We start from the raw sequence: 23343 nt of genomic DNA, 5'->3' as shown, positions 1-23343 counted from the left end.
ATCAATTAATTTTAAATACAAGGGCAATTTTCTCTGGGATTTTTAGAGATTTTTTGCCGTCGTTATAAGAATTATCTTCTAAATTGAAATCTTTTGTAGCGAATAAAAGATCTATTTTCCCTTCTTTTTTATCGAGTAGCCATAATGGCAGTTCAACATCGATCTCTTTTTCTTCTCTATTTATAACGGTGATTATATTTTCACTTTCATTCCATGAAGCGTAAGATACGTATCCTCCATTCCAATCAAGAAAATCAAAAGACCCCTTTCTCAATGCAAGATGTTCTTTGTACATTTTAATTAATTCTTTTGTGAAATTAAACAACATTTTATTTTCTTCACTTTCTTTTCCCCAAGGGTAAGGTCTTCTATTATCTGGGTCTGTCCAACCTTCTAAACCTATTTCATCACCGTAGAATAATCCGGGTGATCCTGGAAGAGTAAACATTGTGACTAACCCTATTTTGAAAACATCTAAATCCTTTCCAAGGGAAGCTTCTTCATGAGTTTTTGGTCCCAATCTCCCAACTTTTTGTGTGGTTCTTGTCATCCATCTAGAATGATCATGGTTGCTTAGTTGGTTTAAAGCAATAAATTTACTATTCATGGGTAATTGAGATAAAGCCCATCTCACTGAGTTAACGAAATACTCAGCATTTTTTAAGAGCTCAGGTTTATAATGCTCGTTGTGTTTTTCCATGCCTGTAAGAAAATAACTAACCGGATCCATACAGGTTATATAATTCATTATAGAGTCCCAGCATTGTCTTTCTAACCAAGCAAGAGGTGATTTATAAATTTCTGCAAATATTATCGATTCTGGATTTGACTTTTTTACAACTTTGTAGAAGAATCTCCAAAAAGCTGTGTTCATTTCAAAAGATTTACCTAAATCATCCGCAACATCGAGTCTCCATCCATCCGCATTGAAAGGTTCACTTACCCATTTTTTCCCAATATCAGCTATGTATTTCCATAAACTAATATTTCCATAATTCAATTTTGGTAGGGTGTGAAAACCCCACCATCCCTCATAGCTCTTTTGGGTACCGTCCCAATAAAAATAACTTTTGTAGGGAGAATCATCCCTATGTAGACTACCTTCACCATACAAATCCATTTCGTCTACCCACTTATGAAAAGAGCCACAATGGTTGAAAACGCCATCTAAAATAACTTTTATACCTTTTTCATGGGCTTTTTGAATAAGACTTTTTAGAATTTCATCGCTTTTTTCGAGGTTCTTTATAGAGGTAGTTCTGACTTTGTATTTTTCGTTAAGATCTTCAGAATCTTCCTCTATAACCCCAAAATGAGGGTCTACATGTTCGTAATCTTGAGTATCATATTTGTGCGGACTTGGAGAAACAAAGATAGGGTTTAGGTAAATCGTTTCCACTCCTAAATCTTTTAAGTAGTCAATCTTTTCTAAAACTCCTTGTAAATCTCCGCCATAAAACTCTCTATGACCATTTTTAGGATCTGGCAGTGAGTTCCAATCTTTTTTCAAAACTTCTTGACCATCGTATTGATACTCGTGAGATACTGGATCGTTTGTTTCATCTCCGTTTTTAAATCGATCAACAAATATTTGATAATATATTGAACCATGGGACCATTTTGGAGTTTTAAAATCTGCAACGAGTACAAAGTCATGAATAGTGCGATTTTCTACAATCCCCATAGCGTCATAGAACATTTTTTTGCCCTTTTCTATTAAATCTATTTCGAAATGGTACCTAACAATTCTGTCTGGCATTTTGAAAGTACTTTCAAAAAAATAAAAATAAGTAGTTTCTTTTGAGAGTTGCATTGGTTTATGTTGATAATTTTTTAAGTTTTTTTGAGGAGTAAAAATAACACTTCCGATACTTTTACCTAAGTATTTTGGAATTCTCAGTTTAATCGTTACCTTGTCATCTATGCTTGGCTCCTCGGGATAAAGATAACAGCTAGTTTGATCAGAATATATGCCTTTCATAATTATCCTCCGTAATTATTGTTTGAGATTTTAGTATGTTGATTTAATTCTTCTACATATTTACTTTCCAGTTTTTGTAGTTTTGTAAGTTCCTTTTCTAATTTGTTTTTTTCTTCAATTAATTCTAACACCTTATTATAATCGTCTCCATACTCAAAAAGTTTAGCTTCAACTGAATCTAACTTTTCAAATAGCAATTCCGATTCAACTCTGATTCTTGAAATTTCTTTGTTCAAAGTTTTTATTCTGTTTTTTATTTTTTTATTTTGTTCGTATTCTTCATTTACTTTTTTTTCTTTTTTTATTTTAAAAGAGTTATTTTTTATTTCTTCTAAAAGAGGTTCAATATTTTCAGATATTTTGGATTCACCGTTATCTATCAAAAGGAATTTGTTGGAGATATTCTCGATAAAAGATTGGTCATGTGAGACAAAGATTATGGCTCCCGTGTACTCCTTAAGTGCTTGCTCCAAACTTTCAATCGTTAGGATATCCAAATGGTTGGTGGGTTCATCCAATATCAAAACGTTTGGTTTCTCAAGTAAAATTTTAGCTAATGCCAATCTGGTGAGTTCTCCACCAGAGAGTTCGCTTACTTTTTTGAACACTTCGCTAGAATAGAATCCAAATCTCCCAAGATACTTTCTTACTTCGAAATCTTTCCAATCCTTTACCAATTCCCACGTTTCATTCAACACGTCATATTCTTGAGAAAGATTAGATATAACTTGATCTAAATATCCGATTTTGATATTGTATCCCCACTCAATGCTCCCTTCATGATTTTCTAATTCGCCTATCAATAATTTTAGTAAAGTGCTCTTTCCGCACCCATTTTTTCCTAAGATGGCTAATTTCTCTCCTTCGTAGAGTTCAAAAGAGATGTTTTCTAGTAATTTTTGTTCTTTGTTGTATGAAAAAGATAGGTCTTTAACCTCTACTACCTTGTAACCAGTTTTTGTGGGTTGGGGGATCTTTACGTCTATACCTTTTTCTTCTTCAATATTTTGAATCTCTTCGAGTTCATTTTTCAACTCTTCCAATTTTCTCTCGCGGATTACGGCTTGTCTAACCATTTTTTCTGTAGCCCAACTTCGGTAACGCTCTATCATTTTTTCGAGTCTTTCGATTTCTTTTTGCAAGTTCTGTTTTCTTGAATTTACTGAATTTATATAAATTTCACGTGATTGAATGTATTCTTTGTAAGTCCCTTTGAATTCCCAAATCTTAGAATTGTTTATTTCCCAATATTTGTTACACAACTCTTTTAAAAATGTCCTGTCGTGGGATACTATAACCATCGCACCTTTGTAATTTTTGAGATAGTTGATTAACCAATCGATAGAGAAGAGATCCAAGTGATTAGTAGGTTCATCAAGAAGTAATAAATCGCTTTTTTCAGAAAGGGTTTTTCCGAGGGACAATCTAGTTAGTTCACCGCCACTTAAACCAGAAACATTTCTGTTCCATTGGCTTTCTTCGAAACCAAGACCCACTAGCAAACTTCTGACAGTCTTATCGACTATGTGTTCAGGTGTATTTTTTGAGACACTTTCTTTTATAAAGTCATACAAAGTAGGATCTGTTTTATTTAAATCTAATCTATATTGCTTTAAAAGAGATATATTTAAATCATTTCTCTTGAGCACCCGTCCTTCGATAGGCTCAATATTTCCTGAAATAATATTCAATAAAGTAGTTTTTCCTGCACCATTTTTACCTATTAAAGCGATCCTATCGTTTTGATTTATAACCAAGTCGACATCGTAAAAGAGGTAAAATTCACCAAAATTATGAGACACATTTTCAAGTCTTAAAAGCAAATTTATCACCTTAAGTATTTTATTTCTATCATTGATTTGGGGTGGATATTATATAAGAATATATGTCTTCCAAAGTTGGACGTAATTTTCTTATCGACACTTTGAAATTATTCATTGTAAAGGTACTATCTTTTGAATCAATTATTAATTTTTCTTTGGTTACGGGTTTTATTGCCAAAACATCAGAGAGATCTTTTAAATAGTTTAATATTTTTTCATGGTCTTTTTCTTCAAAAGTGAGTTCATAAATATTAATTATAGAATCGAACCTTTTATAAATATTTTCTATATTGTCTTTGATAACAATTTTTCCATCTATGATTATCCCCACACTTGTAGCTAATTGTTCAACTTCCCATAAATAATGGGATGTTATCACTATTGTGGTTCCATTTTTGATGTTTTCGTTCAGTATATAACGTCTTATAAATCTTGAGGATTCTACATCTATGGCATTTGTTGGTTCATCCAACAAAAGTATTTTTGGAGATTTTAATAATGCCCTAGCTATATTCAGCTTCTGCTTGTTGCCAGAAGAAAGGTTTTTAGTTAATTTGTTTTTATATTTTTCCAATCCAAAACTATGAAAAAATTCGTTAATTTTTTTATCACTATCTTCGATATTTGAGGCTAAAGAAAACAATTTTAAATTTTCATAGGGGGTTAAATCATTTTCCAATACAGAGTAATCAGAGACTAAAGAGATCACTTTTCTAAGGCTTGGTTTGTTTTTCGAAAGATCTTTTCCGAGTATTTCCACTTTTCCTTGTGAAGGGTTTAAAAGCGTGGAAATAGTCTTCATAATGGTGGATTTGCCTGCACCATTGGGACCTATAAGTCCAAAAATCTCTCCTTCGTTAATTTCTAGATCAACGTTATCAACCGCAACCGTTTTCCCGAATCTTTTTGTTAATCCCTTAATTGATATTGCTGGTGAGATTTTTTCAGATATTTTCATATTTTTGTTGTTTTCTAATTCTCCTTTCATACTCTTTTTCTGCAATCTTTTCACGCTTATCGTATTTTTTCAATCCTTTAGCCAAAGCGATTTTAACTTTTATCAGCCCTTTATTGTTAGTATAGATTTCGAGCGGAATCATCGTCAAGCCTTCCTGTTGAACTTTAGATTGCAAACGCCTTATTTCTTTTTTATGAAGTAAAAGTTTTCTAGGTCTTTCTGGATCGTGATTAAATATAGATGCCCCTGAATAAGGGCTGATGTGAACATTGTATAAAATCAATTCGCCTTTTTCTATTTTACAGAAACTATCCTTGAAATTGATTTTTCCAGCTTTGCTGGATTTTACTTCTGTGCCCAATAAAGAAATCCCTGCTTCAAAGGTTTCTATTATTTCATAATCGTGAGTAGCTTTTTTGTTTCTTGCTAAAGTTGTTATATTTCTTCACCTCTAAAATTGTGATGTTTTTACAATATTAAATTGAAAAACTATTAATAGTGTTATTACTTCTTTTCTTTGCTCATTATTTGTGCAGTTTCCTCTTCTATTTCCTCTTTTTCTCTTTTCTTTTTATTCAATGTTCCCAAGATTATTTCCGCCCTTCTTTTGCCGATTCCGCTTATATCTGTTAATTCTTCAAAAGTGGCGTTCATTAATTCTTGAAGGTTTTTAAAACTTTCCACAACTTTTTTTACCGCAGAAGTTGGTAACTTAGTAGAATAAAGGATTCTGTAGCCTCGTGATGTTAAAGCTGTTTCTTCCAGATCGTCTTCAGATGAAACATCAATATAACCTAAAGTTTTTGCTATTTTGAAGGGATCGACCAAATCGTTAAAGTCTAATTCTTTGAATATGCTTGTCGCATCTTCGGGTCTTTGATACTTTAAGTTTTCTGAGCTGTAATCCATTATAACAGCACCCACATACTTAGGGACTGTCCTTAAGATTTCTTCGTATTCTAATTTTGCACTTCCAGCGATTTCTCCTAATTCTAATAAATATTTTTCAGCTCTTTGTACAATTTTTATCGTTAGTAAACCTTTGGAAAGTATCTCAACAACGTCAGAGAGACTTACATTTCCCCTTGTCTCTTCGATGTTCAGATAGTCTAAAAGGTTCATAAAGCTTTGTCTATATCTTTGTGCAATGGTAATTTCTTGATTTAATCTAGCAAATAAAACATTTTCAGGTAGAAGTTCGTATTTCATTTTATTATAATACACTGAAACAATATTTCTTCTTTTAGAAACTGCGACTGTTAAATCTCCCGTTTGAATAGACACTTTTTCAGCAGTTTTGTGTCTCATGCCGGTTTCTGAACTAGGTATGCTCTTATCGGGATTAAGTTGTGCATTCGCTGCAAGAATTTGAGTTCCATCACTGTTTAAAACAATAGCCCCATCCATTTTTGAAAGTTCATAAATTTTTTCAGGTAAAAAATCCGAATCAACTCTAAAGCCTAACTGTATTAGACCTTCTTTAAGGTGCTTTTCAGGTTGTGAGCAAAAAAACAACAAAGCCCCCAAATTTGCTTCCATTATCCTGTCTATACCTTTTCTAATAGGCTTTCCCGGAGCTAACAATTCAAAAATTCTTTCTAATTTCTCATTCAAAATTTTATCCCCCTTTTTTGAATAATTTTATCAAATCTTTTACACTTTCTGCAACTATAATAGAGTTTTTTCTAGGGGAAAGATTTTTTGGAATAACTATATTATTAAAACCAATTTTCTGTGAAAGCTCCAATCTTTTTTCTAAAAGAGGAATACCTCTTATTCTCCCATCTAAACCTATTTCTCCAAAGGCTATCGTTGAAGAAGAAAGTGGGGTATCGAATATAGAGGAGATTAAAGATAAAGCGATAGCAACATCCATAGAACTGTCATTGATCCTTAGACCTCCTGCACTGCTGACAAATATATCTTTACTTTCCAATGGGAGCTTCAACTTCTTGGAAAGTACTGCAATTATCATTAAAAGTCTATCTAACGGTATACCAGAAGTAACCCTTCTAGGGGACCCGTATACCGGGTTACTGACTAAAGCTTGTATCTCTATTGGAAGCAATTTTTGACCAACTTTTACTATAGTTAAAGTGTTACCCGATTCATTTGAATAATCAGATAAGAAAAAAGAATTTATATTATCTATTGGTTTTAAGCCTTTTTGGGTTATTTCAAATAAAACAACTTCATCTGTAGGACCGTATCGGTTTTTGGTTACTTTTAAAAGCCTTAGTCCAGATCCACCTTCCAATTCCATTTGAAGAACACAATCTACCATGTGTTCCAACACTTTTGGACCGGCAATAGCTCCTTCTTTGTTTACATGACCTACCAGTACTACAGGGATATTCTTTTTTTTAGCGTATTCTACCATCTTTCTAGTACTTTCCCTTACTTGTAGAATACTACCAGGTGAGGAATCAATACTGTCTATCTTTAAGGTTTGAACAGAATCTATGAAAATAACAGAAGATTTCATATTAGACTTTTCTAAAGCATTAAGTATAACATCCACATTGTTTTCAAATATCAATCCTATATTTTTATTTTTTATTTCTAGTCGATTGAATCTTTGAACTACTTGTTCTGTAGATTCTTCACCAGAAACATAGAATATGTATCCTTCAGCTGTCTGAATAGACTTTGCGATTTGAGCCAATAATGTGCTTTTTCCAATACCAGGATCGCCACTCAACAAATAGACCGCACCCTCCACTAACCCACCGTTTAACACATTATCAATTTCTTGAAAATTAGTAGGTATTTTTTTCGCCGGAGGAAGTTCTTGATCAAGAAAGACTATGTCTGGAACTTTAATATTTCCAGTATCAATAGTAACATCCGCGGTATTATATTCTACCGCGGATTCTAATTCATTACACATAGGACATTTTGCGAACCATTTATCGGATTCATAGCCACAATTACTGCAGACATAGTGTTTCTCAGATTTTCTCAACTATTGACCACTTTCTTTTCCATTTGCTTCTTATCCTTAGGAACTCTTCTAAAAGAAAGACTTTCTTTAGATTTTTGGTGAGTAACTAATATCTTATCTCCTTCTTCGTATTTTCCTTTTAATAATTCTTCGGACAAAGGATCTTCAATATATCTTTGTATAGCTCTTTTCAATGGCCTAGCTCCAAAGACAGAATCATAACCCTTTTCCAGTAAGAAATCAATGGCACTTTCTTTCACGGATAATGTAAGATTCCTTTCTTCCAATCGGCTTTTTAGGTCGCTAAGTTGAATAGATATAATATTTTTAAGTTGATTTTTAGTGAGCGGGTGAAATACAATGACATCATCTAATCTGTTTATGAATTCAGGTTTGAATGCCGCCTTTACCGCAGACATCACCTGTTCTTTGATATCTTTGTATTCGCTTTCTATTGTACCTTCTTCTACAAAACCTAAGCTTCTTTTAGTTTTGCTAATCTGTTCAGAACCGAGGTTAGAGGTCATAATAATTATTGTGTTTCTAAAGTCAACCGTTCTCCCTTGAGAATCAGTCAATCTTCCTTCATCCATTATTTGCAACAAAATATTGTATACGTCTGTATGAGCTTTTTCTATTTCGTCCAGCAAAATTACGGAATAAGGTCTTCTTCTTACTATTTCTGTTAATTGCCCACCTTCATCGTAGCCGACATACCCCGGGGGAGCACCCACAAGTCTGGAGACACTGAATTTTTCCATGTATTCACTCATATCTATTCTTACTAAATGCGTTTCGTTTCCAAAAAGATAAGTTGCTAGAGTCTTAGCTAGTTCAGTTTTCCCAACACCGGTCGGGCCTAAAAACATAAATACACCTGTTGGTCTTCTAGGGTCTTTTAATCCACTTCGCGCTCTTCTTATAGCTTTTGCAACTGATTTTATTGCTTCATCCTGCCCTACCACTCGTTCGTGTAAGACAGCCTCTAAATTCAATAATTTTTCCATCTCTTCTGCACGCAACTGTCTGAGCGGAACACCAGTCCAATTAGATATTATTTCAGCTATATCCTCTTCGGTTATTTGAATTATTTTATTTTCTGCTTCAGATCTCCATTTTGAATATTCTTCTTCATACTTTTCTTTCATCTTTTTTAGTTTTTCTTCAACGTTTTCTTTAGAATTGGGATCGTTTCTTTTACTTTCGATATCTGCAATCTTTTCATATTGAATTTTTAATTTATCAGGGAGCGTTAGAGCACTTAAACGGGCTTTAGCTCCGGCTTCATCGATAACATCTATCGCTTTATCTGGTAGGTGTCTATCTGTAATATACCTTACCGAGAGTTGAACAGCTGATTGAATTGCACCATGGTTATATTTGACTTTGTGATGTTCCTCGTATTTGAATTTGATTCCAGATAATATATTTATAGTTTCTTCGATAGTTGGTTCAGTTACATATATCTTTTGGAAACGTCTTTCGAGGGCTGGATCTTTTTCGATGAATTTCCTGTACTCATTTGCTGTGGTGGACCCTATTACGGTTATTTCTCCGTTTGCTAAAGCCGGTTTTAATACATTGGCTGCGTCCATGGAAGAACCTTCAGCCGCACCAGCCTCTACAATCATATGCAATTCGTCGATAAAAAGAATAATATCTTCAGTCTTTTGTAATATCTGCATCAATTTTTTCATTCGTTTCTCAAATTCTCCACGATATTTTGTTCCCGCTACTATTGAGGTAATATCTAAGGAAAAAATAGTTTTATTTTTTAATATTTCAGGTACTCGGCCTTCAACAATTCTTTGTGCCAGACCCTCGACCACTGCACTTTTACCTACACCTGCCTCACCAATCAAAACAGGATTGTTCTTTTTTCGTCTCGCCAATATTTCCATTATGCGATTAATTTCTATTTCTCTTCCAATTATAGGATCCAGTTTGCGGTTCTCAGCTTGAGCAGTTAAATCAGTTCCGTATTCTTCGAGCTGTTTTAGCGCATTCTGTTTTTGACGCTTTCTTTCTTCTAACTCTTCAGTTTTAGCAATCTCCATCCTCCCGGTTGATCTACCCTTAATCATCATATCCGTTAATTCTTTTCTCATCAAAGTTAGATTTATTCCTGAACGTTTCAATATATGAGAGGCTATCCCTTCGGCTTCCCTACAAATGCCTAAAAGAAGATGTTCCGCATCTATCTTATTGAAACCCATAAGCTCAGATTCATCATATGCCAACTCTAATATTCTTTTTGCTCTAGGAGTTGGTTGTGGAGAACCTATTATTCCCTGTGTTGAATTCGTACCAACAACATTTGTTATTTCCATCTTTATAGAATTATAGTACAAATTAAATTCTTCAAATACGGTATCTAAATGGCCTCCTCCAACTTTCAACAATCCTAATAAAATGTGTTCTGTCCCCACATAGGGATGTCCCATCTGTTTTGCTTCATTTTGAGCCTCAATAAAAACTTTCGCAGCTCTTTCAGTAAAATTATCAAACATGTCTACTCTCCTCCTTTACCGTACATCTAAGCAACAGAAACTACCGATTAGTTCGCGTCGCTTTATATAGAAATATTATTATTAGCCATTTTTTATACTTTCACTTCAATATTATTTTACCATGAATATTGTTAAAAACAAAATATGTAAAGATAAATTCTTTGTTATTGGATTTTTTGATAACAGATGTCAACCAACTTAAAGTACAATTTAATATATTTTTAACTTAAAATCCATTGACAACGTTTTTTTGGTTTGATATAATCAACTTCAGTTGGTAAATAACTGGTTGCCGATGTAGCTCAACTGGCAGAGCGGCTGACTTGTAATCAGCAGGTTGGGGGTTCAAGTCCCTTCATCGGCTCCAACGTTTTTTTGAATTTCATGGTGAGGTGCCCGAGCGGCCAAAGGGGGCGGACTGTAAATCCGCTGGCAGACTGCCTTCGAAGGTTCGAATCCTTCCCTCACCACCATTTGTATTTTAATTCATCACAGAAAGAGGTGATAACAGTGGCGGCTAAATCCCAAATTATAGAATTTTCTTTGAAATGTACAGAGTGTAATAATAGAAACTATTATAAAAAGAAAAATAGAAATTACAAAGAAAAAATCGAATTAAAAAAGTACTGTCCTCATTGTAGAAAACATACTCTTCATGTGGAATCGAAAATTTAGTTGTGTATTTTTCATAACAATAGGGGAGTGTTTATAAATGTCTAAATTTTGGATTTTTTTAACTTCCGTTTGGCAAGAGGCAAAGAAAATTAATTGGCCCACCAGAAAAGAGTTGTTAAATTCTACTTTGGTTGTGTTGATTGTTATAGCAATCTTTGCAGTTTATCTTTTTGCTGTTGATTTTGGACTTTTACAACTGTTTTCATGGTTAGTTTATCCGGTTTTCTTAAGAGGAAGCGGAGTACCTACTCAATAATCATTTGATTAGAGACGCATAAATTTGTTGAATGAGATGTGGTGAGAATAATATAAGATGCGAAAAGAATGGTATGTACTACAAGTTTATTCAGGAATGGAAAATAAAGTTAAAGAAACTCTCGAAGAGAGAATAAAGAATTTAGGGTATGAAAAGTATTTTGGAAAAATAATAATACCCGAAGTTGATGAATTGAATTATAGTAATAAAAGAGTGCAAAAAATCTACATTGAAAAAGAAGCTCAGATCTTTGTTAAAAAGGGTAAGGATGTAAAAAAAGGAGATATTTTAGCAAGAGAGCCAGAAATATACGCAAAAACTTCAGGAAAGATAGTAGACATAAAAAATTTCCGTAAGATTTTAGTTGAGACAGAAGGGAAAAAGTATTCAAAGACTTTTCTGATACCTGAGAGTGCAGGTTTATTAGCGGGATTAAAAGCTGGGAAAAAAGTTCGTTCGGAGACTCCGTTCAGTAAAAATCTCGAATATAAGAGTGATGTGGACGGAGAAATTGTAGCCGTTGAAAAAGTTAAAAGAGTAGTCGTTGAAAACGAGTCGAAAGAAAATAGTATCTACTTATTGCCCAGAGAAACCTTTATCCATGAGAAATTTAAAATTGGAAGTAAGGTTCAAATAGGCGATAAATTGTGTGAGCCTAAAGAGTATAAGGCAAAGTTTTCAGGAAGCATTGATATCAGAGAGACCCCTTTTCACAAAGAGATAAAGATTATAAAAACAAAAAAGAAAAATTTATTTCCCGGTTATGTTTTTGTCGAAATGATGTACATTAAAGAAACTGAGGAATTAGTTAGCAATTTGCCTTATGTATCTACTATCTTAAATATAGGCGGAAAACCTGTAAAATTGAATAAAAACGAGGTAAGATTTGTTCTTAGAGTGATGGGTGAAGAAGCTTATCAAAAAAGGCAAGTCAAAGAAGTTAGAACCGATTTCGAATTGGGAGAACATGTCAAGATTATAAATGGTCCTTTTGAATATTTTACAGGTAAAATTAAAGATTTCGATTTGGAGAAACAAGAAGTACAAGTTGTAGTCACTATGTTTGGACGTGAAACTACAGTAACGTTATCTTTAGGAGAAATTGAAAAGATCATCGATTAAACAAAATGTGGGAGGGATTTTCCCATTTTACCACAAGGAGGTTAAGAATTTATGGCAAAAAAGCTTTTGAGGGTTGTAAAATTGCAATTGGAAGCCGGAAAAGCTACACCAGCTCCACCTGTAGGACCAGCACTGGGGCAATATGGTGTAAATTTGATGGAATTTTGTAAGAAGTTCAACGCTGCTACTGCAGATCAAGCAGGTACATTGTTACCAGTAGAAATATCTGTTTTTGAAGACCGATCTTTCACGTTTATAGTAAAAACTCCTCCCGCTTCTTTTTTGGTAAAAAAAGCCGCTGGTCTTAAATCTGGCGCTAAGGAGCCAAGCAAGGAGGTTGTCGGCAAGATTAAAAGGAAGCAGCTCCGAGAGATTGCTGAAACGAAGATGCAAGATCTTAACGCTAAGGATTTGGATGCTGCAATGAAGATTATTGCCGGCACCGCAAGAAGTATGGGTATAGAAATTGAAGACTAAGAAGGGAGGAGAGGATTATGCCAAAACATGGAAAAAAGTATAAAGAAGTTTTAAAACTTGTAGATAAACAAAAAAATTATGATATCGATGAAGCGTTAGATTTAGTAAAAAAGACTTCTTACACAAAATTTGATGGTACTGTGGAACTCCATGTGCTTTTAGGAATAGATCCAAAAAAAGGAGATCAAAACGTTAGAGGTACGGTTTCTCTGCCTAAAGGAACAGGTAAAAATGTGAGAGTTTTAGTTTTTGCAGAGGGAGAAAAAGCTGCTCAGGCTAAGCAAGCAGGCGCTGATTTTGTTGGCTCCGATGATTTAATTGAAAAAATAAACAACGAAGGCTGGACCGATTTTGATGTGGCAATTGCTACTCCCGATATCATGAGGAAAATAGGAAGACTTGGAAAAGTGCTAGGTCCACGAGGTCTTATGCCATCTCCAAAAGCAGGAACGGTAACCGACGACGTAGCGCAAGCGGTTAAAGAATTTAAAGCCGGTAAGGTTGAAGTTAGAAATGACAGAACAGGAAACATACACATTCCTATAGGTAAGGTTTCTTTCGATAAAGATGATTTAAAAGAAAACTTAATTTCCGCTTTTGACCAGTTAACGAAGATGAAGCCAGAAAATTCAAAGGGAAAATTTATTAGAAAAGCTGTTATAGCTTCTACAATGGGACCCGGTATTAATATCGATTTAAGCTCCTTATCTTTATCATCAGTTGCTTAAAAGAAAGTATTTAAAAGTAATAACAGATTGCGTGCCAATGAAAGTAGGTCTTTAATGGGTTAAAGAGGCGAAATCTCGCCTACCGAGGTACGCGGATAAAGGAATAATTTTTGTTTCTTTTAGCCGCTACCCATTGCGGCTTTTTTATTTAAGGAGGTGTTATTTTTTGTTAACTAAAGAACGCAAAAAGTCTTTAATAGACAGTTTTATTTATGCTTTGGAGTCTTCGCCTGTTATTTTGTTCGTTGATTTTTCTGGAATGTCTGTATTAGAGTCTAACGACTTCAGGTTAGAACTATATAAGAATTTTGGAAAGGATGTTGTTTTCACTGTCTATCGTACTTCTTTGTTAAAAACAGCTGTTAAATTAGCTAATAAAGAGTTGGAAGACTTTGAAAAATTTTTTGAAGGTAGTACTGGAGTTATATATGCTGAGGAGTCAGATCCAGTTGATGTTTTAAAAGCTGTAAAAAAATTTTCTGAATCTCATAATAACAAACCTTTTATAAAAGGTGGGGTTTTAGAAGGAAAGATTTTTGATGCAGCCAAAGCAGAAGAGTATGCTAAACTGCCTTCAAAACAAGAACTTTACGCTACTGTTGTAAGGTCTCTTAATAGTCCTATTTCAGGATTGGTAAATGCTTTATCAGGTAATTTAAGAAAAGTGGTGTACGTAATAAACGCAATTAAAGAAAAAAAATAAGTTTGGAGGTGTAGGAAAATGACAAAAGAGGAACTTATCAACGAAATTAAAAATATGACCGTAGGAGAATTGGCTGAACTAGTGAAAGCGCTCGAGGATGAATTTGGAGTTTCTGCAGCAGCTCCCGTAATGGCAGCTGTACCAGGTGTAGCAGGTGTTTCTCCGGCACAACAAGAAGAAGAAAAAACAGATTTTAAAGTGGTTTTGAAAGGTTTTGGAGACAAAAAAATCGGTGTAATAAAGGTTGTAAGAGAAATTACAAATTTAGGTTTAAAAGAAGCTAAAGATCTCGTTGAAAAAGCTGGAACCCCAGACGCAGTTATAAAAGAAGGTGTTCCAAAGGAAGAAGCCGAAGAAATTAAGAAAAAACTTGAAGAAGCGGGAGCCGAAGTAGAATTAAAATAAGTCGAATTCGAAATTAAGTTGAAGTCTTTTTTTAACCTCTTCTTCATGAAAAAAAGTTATAATTTAGTTCGCATTGGACATTTTGTCTAATGCGATTTTTCACTTATTTTTCATCAATTCTATTTTGACTAAATACCGAGGTGGTTCCTTTGAATACGGTCGTAAGAGAAGTAGGTAGGAGAGAAAGAAAGTTTTTTGGGAAAGTTCCAGAGAAAACTGAAATATACGAGGATTTAGTGAAAATTCAAAAAGATTCTTTTAGGGATTTTTTAGATAAAAAGATTATGGAAAGCATTAAAAGATATATGCCAATAAAGATACCCGTTAAAGCGAGTGGGAAGAAAAACAAAGAATTTTTGATTGATTTTGTGGATGTAAAGTTTGAAGACTCGTCTTTTAGTGAGAATGAATGTCGGGACAAGGGATTAACTTATGCTGGTAAAGCTTATTTAAAAGTTAGGATAACTGATTCAGCAACAGGTGAAATGATAGAAAAAGACGATATATTCTTGTGTAACATCCCTTATATGACTGAAAGAGGTATATTTATTGTCAATGGAGCAGAAAGGGTAATAGTTAACCAACTCGTCAGATCCCCTGGGGTGTATTTTATAAAAGAAGAAGAGACAGATACTTCTAAAGAAATGTTTATAGCTCACTTTTTACCCATTAAAGGGGCTTGGTTGGAGATACTTTACAACCCTAATCCAGGTAAAGAGGTTCTTCAGGTCAGAATAGACAGAAAAAGAAAATTCAATTTTTTCCTTTTTTTAAGGGCATTGGGATACGAGAATGATTTGGATATATTACGATTATTCCCCAAGGAAATTGATTTAGATGATGAAGTCGAACTGTCAAATTATAACAATTGTACTGTGTTGTCGGACTTATCGTTCCAGGAATTAGATGATATGGATCCCCCAAGAAAATCAACTTACGGTATGAAATTATACGAAGTCTTGGAACTGCTGAAAAAATATGAAATTAAGAGTGTAACAGTAGCTCATCTGGTCGCAGAAATAACGTTAGAAAAGATGAAAAAAAGATATGAAAAAGAAGAAAGATTGACTTCTCTAGAAGCTTACAAAGAAATTTTTTCGAAATTAAAACCTACTGAAATTCCAAGGGCGCAGAAGGCCAAAGAAGAAATAGAAGATATGTACTTCAATCCTGAAAAATTCGATTTTTCGCAGATTGGAAGACAGAAAATTCAGGTAAAATTGAGAAAAGCTTATATTGATTATTTACGAGAGGTTGAAAAAAAGGATATTTCTGAAGATATGGAAGACAAAATAAAATATCCTATTAAAACTTTTGCTGTTGACAAGTTAGACATCATCTTGTCCGCCAGATACTTGCTGCATGTTAAGGAAAATATTGAAGGACTTGACACAAGAGATCATTTGGGTAATAAAAGAGTGAGATCGGTTGGAGAACTCATGCAAATCGAATTTGAACGAGCTTTTTCTAAAATGATTCAGCATGCTCCTGAAAAACTTGCAGGTGTTCAATCAATTAATAAAATAAGTCCTCAATCCCTTATAAATTCCAGATCAATAATGACTGCCTTTCACCAATTCTTTGCATCTAGTCAATTATCGCAATTCTTAGATCAGGTGAATCCTTTAGCTGAGCTAACTCATAAGAGAAGGCTATCAGCAATAGGTCCTGGAGGTTTGAAAAGAGAACATGCTAAATTTGAAGTAAGGGATGTCCACCATTCTCATTATGGAAGGATGTGTCCTATCGAGACCCCTGAAGGTGCGAATATTGGATTAATCACTTCTATGGCAATTTTAGCTAAAGTCGATGAATATGGATTTTTGAAAACTCCTTATTACAGGGTAAAGCATGCAAAAGTTGATTTAAACAATATAGTATATTTGAGTGCTGACGAGGAAGAACTTTATAGAATTGCCCCTGCTTCCGCCGAAATTGGGGAAGATGGTTCTTTAGTAGAAGAGTACATCGAAGCTAGATATTTAGGAAAAGTCAGTTTATTCCACAAAGATGAGATTGAATATATATCAGTCACCCCAAAACAGATTGCCTCTGTATCAGCTGCTCTTATTCCATTTTTAGAGCACGATGACGCAAACAGAGCTTTAATGGGGTCAAATATGCAAAGGCAGGCCGTTCCGCTTCTTAGACCTCAAGCTCCTTTTGTTGGTACAGGAGTAGAATGGTTAGCAGCGAGAGACTCAGGCTATTTGATAATGGCAAAACATAAAGGTATTGTTGATTATGTGGATGGAAGAAAAATTGTAATCACTAGATTGGACGAAGAGAATAACATTCTAAAAGATTCCAATGACGAACCCTTAAAAGATGAATACACTTTATTAAAATATGTTAGATCGAACCAAGACATGTGTATAAACCAAGTTCCTATTGTTAACGTTGGAGATGTAGTGACAAAAGGGCAAGCCATAGCGGATGGCCCTTCCATGGATATGGGAGAGCTAGCTCTTGGGAGAAATATTTTCATTGGTTTTCTTCCGTGGGAAGGATACAACTTTGAAGACGCAATAGTAGTTAGTCAAGAATTATTAGAAAACGATGCCTTTACATCGATACACATAGAAGTTTTTGAAACGAAAGCTATGGATACTCAATTGGGTCCCGAAGAAATAACTGCAGATATTCCAAATGTCAAAAAAGAACTTTTAAGGAATTTAGATGAAGAAGGTATAGTTAAAATTGGTTCTTACGTATCTTCTGGGGATATCCTGGTAGGAAAAGTTACCCCAAGAGGAGAATCAGATACTACTCCCGAAGAAAAGCTTATTAAATCCGTGTTTGGTGATAAAGGTAGAGACATTAAAGATTCATCTCTAACGGTTCCTCATGGAATTGAGGGAAGGGTTATAGACGTTCAGATCTTTGACAGGAAAGATATTCCTTCTTTAGAAATCGGCGTAAATAAATACGTTAAAGTTTTCATAGCTACAAAAAAGACACTACAAGTTGGAGATAAATTAGCGGGTAGGCATGGAAACAAAGGTGTTATTTCAACCATTTTGAACAAAGAAGATATGCCATTCCTACCAGATGGAACACCTTTGCAAATGTTGCTTTCACCTCTAGGAGTTCCGTCAAGGATGAATATAGGACAAGTTTTGGAACTTCATTTAGGGTGGCTATCGATGTTAACTAACGATTACTACGCCACACCTATTTTTGATGGTGCGACTGAATCTGAAATCATGGATGAATTATCTAAAGTAAGAGAAGAACACGAGTTATATTTAGGCGATGATCCTGATCAGCCCAACGGTAAAATTGTTCTTAGAGATGGTCGAACAGGTGAACCATTCGATTTTCCAGTGGCGGTAGGATCCATGTATATGTTGAAATTGTCCCATATAGCAAAAGATAAAATTCATGCAAGATCGACGGGTCCGTACTCTTTAATTCACCAACAACCATTAGGTGGTAAAGCCCATTTTGGTGGACAGAGATTTGGGGAAATGGAGGTATGGGCTCTAGAAGCGCATGGAGCTGCTCATACCCTAAACGAAATGTTAACTTATAAATCTGATGATATTAAAGGTAGGAATGAAGTTTACAAAGCAATATTAAAAGGAGAAAATCTTCCCGAACCGGGGATTCCTGAAAGTTTTAAAGTTTTAACAAAAGAATTACAAGGACTAATGTTGGATATAAAACTTTACGATGAAGATGGGAATGAGCTAGATGTTGACAGACTCTAATTGATAACTTGAATCTAAGTTTCAACGTTGACGGAGAGTAAAATAAAAATGTACCCTCAAGGAGGGATTTCAATTGGCAAATGTTTCTTCCTTTCAAAGAAAGATTGCTAAGATAAAAATAGGTATAGCTTCTCCTCAAAGTATATTGGAAGCATCAAATGGTGAAGTTAAAAAACCAGAAACTTTAAATCACAGAACAGGTAAACCTGAAAAAGATGGTTTATTCTGCGAAAAGATATTTGGTCCCGTAAAAGATTACGAATGTGCTTGTGGCAAGTATAAAGGGAAAAAGTATGAAGGAACAGTATGTGAAAGATGTGGTGTAAAGGTTGAATCCAAAGAAGCTAGGAGAAGAAAGATAGGTCATATAGAATTGGCAACACCTATTTCTCATATTTGGTATTTAAAGTCTTCTCCATCTATTCTTTCCATCATTCTAAACATTGGTGTGAAAGATTTAGAAAATATCATTTACTACGGTTCAAAAAGAGTTATTGAAAGAGCTTATTTAACGCTTCCTGGTCCTGAAAATGAAAATTTGGGATATTTACCTGGAGAAATATTGTATCAAAGAGAGTATGAAATATACGATGAATATTTAGATTTAAGGGTAGAACCTGCTGTAAAAATAGTTTCAGTTAAGGGTATGCCCGTAGCCGATATAGATGGAAAGGTAGAAATAAAATCAGAACTAACACATACGGAAAGAGAATTGAATTGGATAATAATAAGAGATGATACCGGCGTTGAAAGAAAGTATCCCGTTTTTGAAGGTTCATCAATAATGGTAGAGAATGGACAAGAGGTTGAAAAAGGAACACCTTTAGCAGATAGATTTTTGTTTGAAGAAGATTATCTAACCCAGAAGGAGTACTCCTTATTCTTAGAATACTATCCAGGTTCCATAGAAGTTGAAAGAGATATTGAGCGGGATACACCGATTGTAGTTATCACAGACATAGATAAGAGATTTGCAAAGAGAATAGATAAAAAAATAGGAGATATTTTACTAGAAGATGAAGCAAGAGCCTATGAAGAAGTAATGAAGGTACTAAACTCAAAGATTAAGGAAGAAAGAGAAAACGTAATTGACAAAGAATTAGTATCGGAAATCGAATTTCCCGAAAAGAAATTTGAAAAGGGAACAAAGATCACTCAAGAAGTGTTAAATGAACTTCAAGAATTTGGTGTAAAAGATTTAGTTGCAAAGGAAGAAGATGGAACTGAAAAGATATTTCAAATAAATAGATATGAAAAATTTGAGTATGGTTACGGTGCTGAAGCTATTCAAAAATTGTTAACGAAGATCGATCTTGAAGTATTAAAAGCTCGATTAGAATCCGAATTAGAAAAATTGGATAGAAAAAGTCAGAAGAGTGTAAAAATATTAAGAAGACTGAAACTAGTTAAGGATTTTATCAAATCTGGCAATCAACCTGAATGGCTAATTACAAATATTATACCCGTTATACCACCCGATTTGAGACCTTTAATACAAATTGATGGAGGAAGGTTTGCTGCTACTGATTTAAACGACTTATATAGAAAAGTAATAAATAGAAACAACCGTTTAAGAAAGTTATTAGAAATGGAAGCACCGGAAATTATCGTAAGAAACGAAAAAAGAATACTTCAACAAGCTGTGGATTCACTTTTCTACAATGGACGTGTTGGTAAACCAATGACTGACAGAAATAGAAGGCCATTAAGATCACTCACAGATTTGTTGAAAGGTAAAAAAGGTAGATTTAGAAGGAACCTTTTAGGTAAAAGGGTTGATTACTCCGGTAGAGCTGTAATCGCTGTTGGACCTGATCTTAAGATTCATGAATGTGGATTACCAAAAAAGATGGCTTTAGAACTATTTAAACCTTTCGTTCTTGCAGAGCTGTTAAGAGATTCAAACGTGGCAAGTAAAAGTGCCAGAAAATTCAAAAAAACTATAATAGAAAAGGAAATGCCTGAGGCTTGGGAAGTTTTGGAAGAGGTTATAAAAGGGCATCCTGTTCTCCTAAACAGGGCACCTACCCTACATAGGGTATCTATTCAAGCTTTTATTCCAAAACTAATAGAAGGAAACGCCATAAGGTTACATCCTTTGGTTTGTCCACCGTTTAATGCTGATTTTGACGGTGATCAGATGGCTATACATATTCCCCTTTCCAATATAGCCCAAGCAGAGTCAAAATTTTTAATGTTATCAAGATATAATATTATCTCGCCTGCGAACGGCAAACCATTGTCGATGCCAGGAAAAGATATAATTGCTGGTGCGTATTATTTAACCATGCATGAAGATGAGAAGTTCAAAAATCTAAAGGTGCCTACCAAAGTTTCTGAATTGGGAAAGAATGGGTATGTAAAACACATATTCTCCGAAGATTTGGAAGCTACATATGCTTATGAATACCTAAAAATAGTGGATTCAGATATATATCTTCAAGATGGAAAATTGATATGGAAAAAATCCGATTTACCCCTTCATGAACCAGTTGCGTTTAGATATAAAGATGGTAGTATCCTTAAAACGACTATCGGAAAAATAATTTTTAACGAAGAAGTACCAGAAGATTTAAGAGACTATACACAAAAAATGGATAAAAAGAATCTAAAAGAGCTGATATTTAACACTTTTGAAAAACATGGAATAGATAGAACCGCGGATCTTTTAGATAGTATTAAAGATTTTGGTTTCCATTATGCAACATTATCTGGATTAACCATATCTATACGTGATGTATTAGTTTCTCCTAAAAGGGAGGAATTAATAGAAGAATCTAAAGGAGAAGTTCTCAGAATCGAATCGCTTTATGAAGAAGGTTATTTGACGGATAATGAAAGATACAAAGAAATAATTAAGATTTGGGAAAGCGCCACTGCCAAAGTTACAGAAGAAACAGCGAAAACGTATAGAAAATACACTTTCAATCCAATTTGGATGATGATCGAATCTGGTGCAAGGGGTAACATAGATCAATTGAAACAATTAGCAGGTATGAGAGGATTGATGGCTGATCCATCTGGAAAAATAATTGAAGTTCCTATCACTTCAAACTTTAAAAATGGGTTATCAGAATTAGAATTTTTTACCTCAACACACGGTTCAAGAAAGGGATCAGCTGATACAGCTTTAAGAACATCGACAGCGGGTTACTTAACTAGAAGACTCGTAGATGTTGCTCAAAGCATAACTATCACAGAAGAAGATTGTGGAACAGATAAAGGTATTGAAGCAAGAGAGCTTTGGGCTGACGATTCAAAAATTGAAAATCTTTCAGACTTCTTATTTGGTAGAGTTTTAGCTAAAGATGTTTTGGATCCTGAAACAAAGGAAGTAATTTTTAATCCCCAAGCAGATAAAAAATATGAAAGAGGAATAATCTTAAAAGAGAAAGACGCCCAATTCTTGGCAAATTATGTAAAAGAAATTCCTGTATCGAAGGAAAAAACGATAAAAATTGAAGATATGCCAAAAGATTCCTACTTAGAATCATTAGAAGATGTGCAAGTAGAAGGTAAGGTATTAATCAAAAAAGGTGAAGAAATCACAGAAGAAGCCATAGAAGAAGCATTCTTGCACGGCATACAAAAATTAGATGTTAAAGAATATACTGCAGTAGACTATGTTTACTCTGGAGAAGATCTTAAAGTTGAAATTGATGGAAAAACAGTTACTTTGCTTAAATACCAAGAAAGAATAGACTTAAAGGTTTCTAAAGTTCTCGAAAAACATGGCATAAAAACGGTTACTGTTAGGCCATCTATTTTCATAAGATCGCCTCTTACATGCGAGTCTGAAAATGGTCTTTGTGCAAAGTGTTATGGAATGGATCTTTCGAATTACAAATTAGTCAATAGAGGAGAAGCTGTAGGAATAATTGCTGCACAATCCATAGGTGAACCAGGTACGCAGTTAACTATGAGAACATTCCATACTGGTGGTATAGCCACTACTTCGGATATAACCCAAGGGTTACCAAGAGCTGAAGAATTGTTTGAAGCAAGAAAAAAGACAAAAGGACCTGAAGGTGAATTTTCGAAGACAAAAGGCATAGTAAGAGCCATTGAAAGAGATACTGAAAACAAGAGAGGAAGAAGATTAAAGATAATAATCGAAAATTCAGATGGAGAATTGGAAAGTTATGAAGCTGATTATAGGACGAAAGCAGTTGTAGAAGAAGGAGATAAAGTACTAGCGGGTCAAAGGTTAACAACCGGGAATATAAAACCCAGAAATATACTCAAAGAATTGGGAGTAGGACCTTTGGCAAATTATTTGCTAAGTGAAATAAAGAAAATATATGCTGAACAAGGTGTTGACATACATGATAAACACTTTGAAATAATAATTAGACAGATGATCAACAAAGTGGAAATTATAGACGGTGGAGATACCGACTTCATGCCGGGAGATTTAGTAAGTTATGGTAAGGTGCAGAAAATCAACGAGGAAATATTGGAAGAAAACTCCTATATAACAGAAAACAGAGAATTAGTAGTTGGTAAAAAATTGGCAAAGAGGGTTATAATTCCTGCCGAGGATGAAGAAGAGGAAGAAGATAAGATCTTTGAACAAGGAACAGAGATAACTGAAGAAATTTTAAACCAAATTATCGAAACAAACATTAAAGAGATTGAAGTATATGAAGAATATAAAGAGATTACAACTGAAGAGGGTAAAACTCATCTAGTAGGCACATCCAAAAAATATCTTATAAATCCAAAAGATACGATAAAATATGAACGTAGGTTGTTAAGAATCACAAAGGCTTCTTTAGAAAGGGAAGGATGGCTTTCAGCTGCTTCATTCCAGCAAACTGTACAAATACTAACAGAGGCAGCTATAGAAGGTAAAGTAGATAGGTTGAAAGGATTAAAAGAAAACGTGATAGTAGGACAACCTATCCCAGCAGGAACAGGTTTGAAGTTGTACGCGGATCAAAATTACGAAGTTGTTCAACCTGAAAAAGAAGCTGAAGCTGCACAAGAAAAATCTGTCGGGTAAAAAAATAAAAATAGTAAAAATAAAATAACCGGTACTGTTTTAA

The 23343-nt window shown here is 34.3% G+C and carries 15 protein-coding genes, 2 tRNA genes, 2 pseudogenes and 1 other annotated feature; of the genes and pseudogenes, 12 read left to right on the top strand and 7 right to left on the bottom strand.

The features are described from left to right. Position 1 precedes the first annotated feature (1 nt). The 7 genes from X925_RS09930 to X925_RS09900 form a co-directional block, all read right to left on the bottom strand. Positions 2-1981, bottom strand: a complete 1980-nt coding sequence (locus tag X925_RS09930; protein ID WP_012208218.1) for a glycoside hydrolase family 13 protein — start codon at positions 1979-1981, stop codon at positions 2-4. 2 nt (positions 1982-1983) lie between these two features. Further along, positions 1984-3813 (bottom strand): ribosomal protection-like ABC-F family protein, encoded by a 1830-nt coding sequence (gene abc-f, locus X925_RS10550; protein ID WP_369974007.1) that lies wholly within the window; start codon positions 3811-3813, stop codon positions 1984-1986. A 19-nt stretch (positions 3814-3832) separates the two neighbouring features. Further along, positions 3833-4792, bottom strand: coding sequence for an ABC transporter ATP-binding protein (locus X925_RS09920; RefSeq protein ID WP_233187779.1), 960 nt, complete (start codon positions 4790-4792; stop codon positions 3833-3835). Beyond that, positions 4749-5201: an SsrA-binding protein SmpB gene (gene smpB / locus X925_RS09915; RefSeq protein ID WP_012208215.1), complete on the bottom strand. Its 453-nt coding sequence runs from the start codon at positions 5199-5201 to the stop codon at positions 4749-4751. The genes X925_RS09920 and smpB overlap by 44 nt, the downstream gene beginning before the upstream one ends. 65 nt (positions 5202-5266) lie before the next feature. Next, positions 5267-6376: a DNA integrity scanning diadenylate cyclase DisA gene (disA, locus tag X925_RS09910; RefSeq protein ID WP_121959852.1), complete on the bottom strand. Its 1110-nt coding sequence runs from the start codon at positions 6374-6376 to the stop codon at positions 5267-5269. 4 nt (positions 6377-6380) lie between these two features. Then, a complete protein-coding gene (radA, locus tag X925_RS09905) occupies positions 6381-7727 on the bottom strand; it encodes a DNA repair protein RadA (protein WP_041534014.1) in 1347 nt (448 codons plus the stop codon). Beyond that, complete coding sequence (locus X925_RS09900; RefSeq protein ID WP_012208212.1) at positions 7724-10216, bottom strand: ATP-dependent Clp protease ATP-binding subunit; 2493 nt, start codon at positions 10214-10216, stop codon at positions 7724-7726. The genes radA and X925_RS09900 overlap by 4 nt, the downstream gene beginning before the upstream one ends. A 291-nt stretch (positions 10217-10507) precedes the next feature. Here X925_RS09900 and X925_RS09895 point away from each other — a divergent pair. The 12 genes and pseudogenes from X925_RS09895 to X925_RS09845 form a co-directional block, all read left to right on the top strand. Then, positions 10508-10583, top strand: a tRNA-Thr gene (locus tag X925_RS09895). A gap of 19 nt (positions 10584-10602) precedes the next feature. Next, positions 10603-10689 (top strand) — tRNA-Tyr (locus tag X925_RS09890). A gap of 28 nt (positions 10690-10717) precedes the next feature. Further along, positions 10718-10891: a 50S ribosomal protein L33 gene (rpmG, locus tag X925_RS10660; RefSeq protein ID WP_369973690.1), complete on the top strand. Its 174-nt coding sequence runs from the start codon at positions 10718-10720 to the stop codon at positions 10889-10891. Positions 10892-10928: 37 nt separating this feature from the next. Continuing rightward, entirely contained in the window at positions 10929-11147 is a 219-nt protein-coding gene (secE, locus tag X925_RS09880) for a preprotein translocase subunit SecE (RefSeq protein WP_012208210.1), read from the top strand. Positions 11148-11204: 57 nt separating this feature from the next. After that, on the top strand, positions 11205-12269 hold the full coding sequence (locus tag X925_RS09875) for a transcription termination/antitermination NusG family protein (RefSeq protein ID WP_012208209.1): 1065 nt from the start codon (positions 11205-11207) through the stop codon (positions 12267-12269). A 51-nt stretch (positions 12270-12320) separates the two neighbouring features. Next, positions 12321-12746 carry a 50S ribosomal protein L11 gene (gene rplK / locus X925_RS09870; RefSeq protein WP_012208208.1) on the top strand — a complete coding sequence of 142 codons (426 nt, stop codon included), beginning with the start codon at positions 12321-12323 and terminating at the stop codon, positions 12744-12746. Positions 12747-12763: 17 nt separating this feature from the next. Then, positions 12764-13474: a 50S ribosomal protein L1 gene (rplA, locus tag X925_RS09865; protein ID WP_012208207.1), complete on the top strand. Its 711-nt coding sequence runs from the start codon at positions 12764-12766 to the stop codon at positions 13472-13474. 16 nt (positions 13475-13490) lie between these two features. Further along, positions 13491-13629 (top strand) — a sequence feature (ribosomal protein L10 leader region). An 11-nt stretch (positions 13630-13640) separates the two neighbouring features. Then, positions 13641-14177 carry a 50S ribosomal protein L10 gene (gene rplJ / locus X925_RS09860; protein WP_012208206.1) on the top strand — a complete coding sequence of 179 codons (537 nt, stop codon included), beginning with the start codon at positions 13641-13643 and terminating at the stop codon, positions 14175-14177. An 18-nt stretch (positions 14178-14195) separates the two neighbouring features. Then, positions 14196-14582 (top strand): 50S ribosomal protein L7/L12, encoded by a 387-nt coding sequence (gene rplL / locus X925_RS09855; protein WP_012208205.1) that lies wholly within the window; start codon positions 14196-14198, stop codon positions 14580-14582. 149 nt (positions 14583-14731) lie between these two features. Then, complete coding sequence (locus X925_RS09850; protein WP_121959851.1) at positions 14732-18295, top strand: DNA-directed RNA polymerase subunit beta; 3564 nt, start codon at positions 14732-14734, stop codon at positions 18293-18295. A 73-nt stretch (positions 18296-18368) separates the two neighbouring features. Next, positions 18369-18782 (top strand): annotated as a pseudogene (locus tag X925_RS10655) (hypothetical protein); the annotation flags it as partial. Positions 18783-19100: 318 nt separating this feature from the next. After that, a pseudogene (locus X925_RS09845) lies at positions 19101-23300 on the top strand (DNA-directed RNA polymerase subunit beta'); the annotation flags it as partial. Between the last annotated feature and the right edge of the window lie 43 nt (positions 23301-23343).

It is taken from the genome of Petrotoga sp. 9T1HF07.CasAA.8.2 (genome assembly GCF_002895585.1).
GTDB classification, from domain to species: domain Bacteria; phylum Thermotogota; class Thermotogae; order Petrotogales; family Petrotogaceae; genus Petrotoga; species Petrotoga mobilis.
The sequence above is the reverse complement of the archived record's forward strand: the minus strand, read 5'-3'. Positions and strand labels throughout refer to the sequence as shown.

Excerpts from the sequence above, each read along its gene's own strand:
- X925_RS09930 (WP_012208218.1), bottom strand. The coding sequence starts at position 1,981 with ATGAAAGGCATATATTCTGATCAAACTAGCTGTTATCTTTATCCCGAG.
- X925_RS09920 (WP_233187779.1), bottom strand. The coding sequence starts at position 4,792 with ATGAAAGGAGAATTAGAAAACAACAAAAATATGAAAATATCTGAAAAA.
- X925_RS09900 (WP_012208212.1), bottom strand. The coding sequence starts at position 10,216 with ATGTTTGATAATTTTACTGAAAGAGCTGCGAAAGTTTTTATTGAGGCT.
- secE (WP_012208210.1), top strand. The coding sequence starts at position 10,929 with ATGTCTAAATTTTGGATTTTTTTAACTTCCGTTTGGCAAGAGGCAAAG.
- X925_RS09875 (WP_012208209.1), top strand. The coding sequence starts at position 11,205 with ATGCGAAAAGAATGGTATGTACTACAAGTTTATTCAGGAATGGAAAAT.
- rplK (WP_012208208.1), top strand. The coding sequence starts at position 12,321 with ATGGCAAAAAAGCTTTTGAGGGTTGTAAAATTGCAATTGGAAGCCGGA.
- rplA (WP_012208207.1), top strand. The coding sequence starts at position 12,764 with ATGCCAAAACATGGAAAAAAGTATAAAGAAGTTTTAAAACTTGTAGAT.
- rplL (WP_012208205.1), top strand. The coding sequence starts at position 14,196 with ATGACAAAAGAGGAACTTATCAACGAAATTAAAAATATGACCGTAGGA.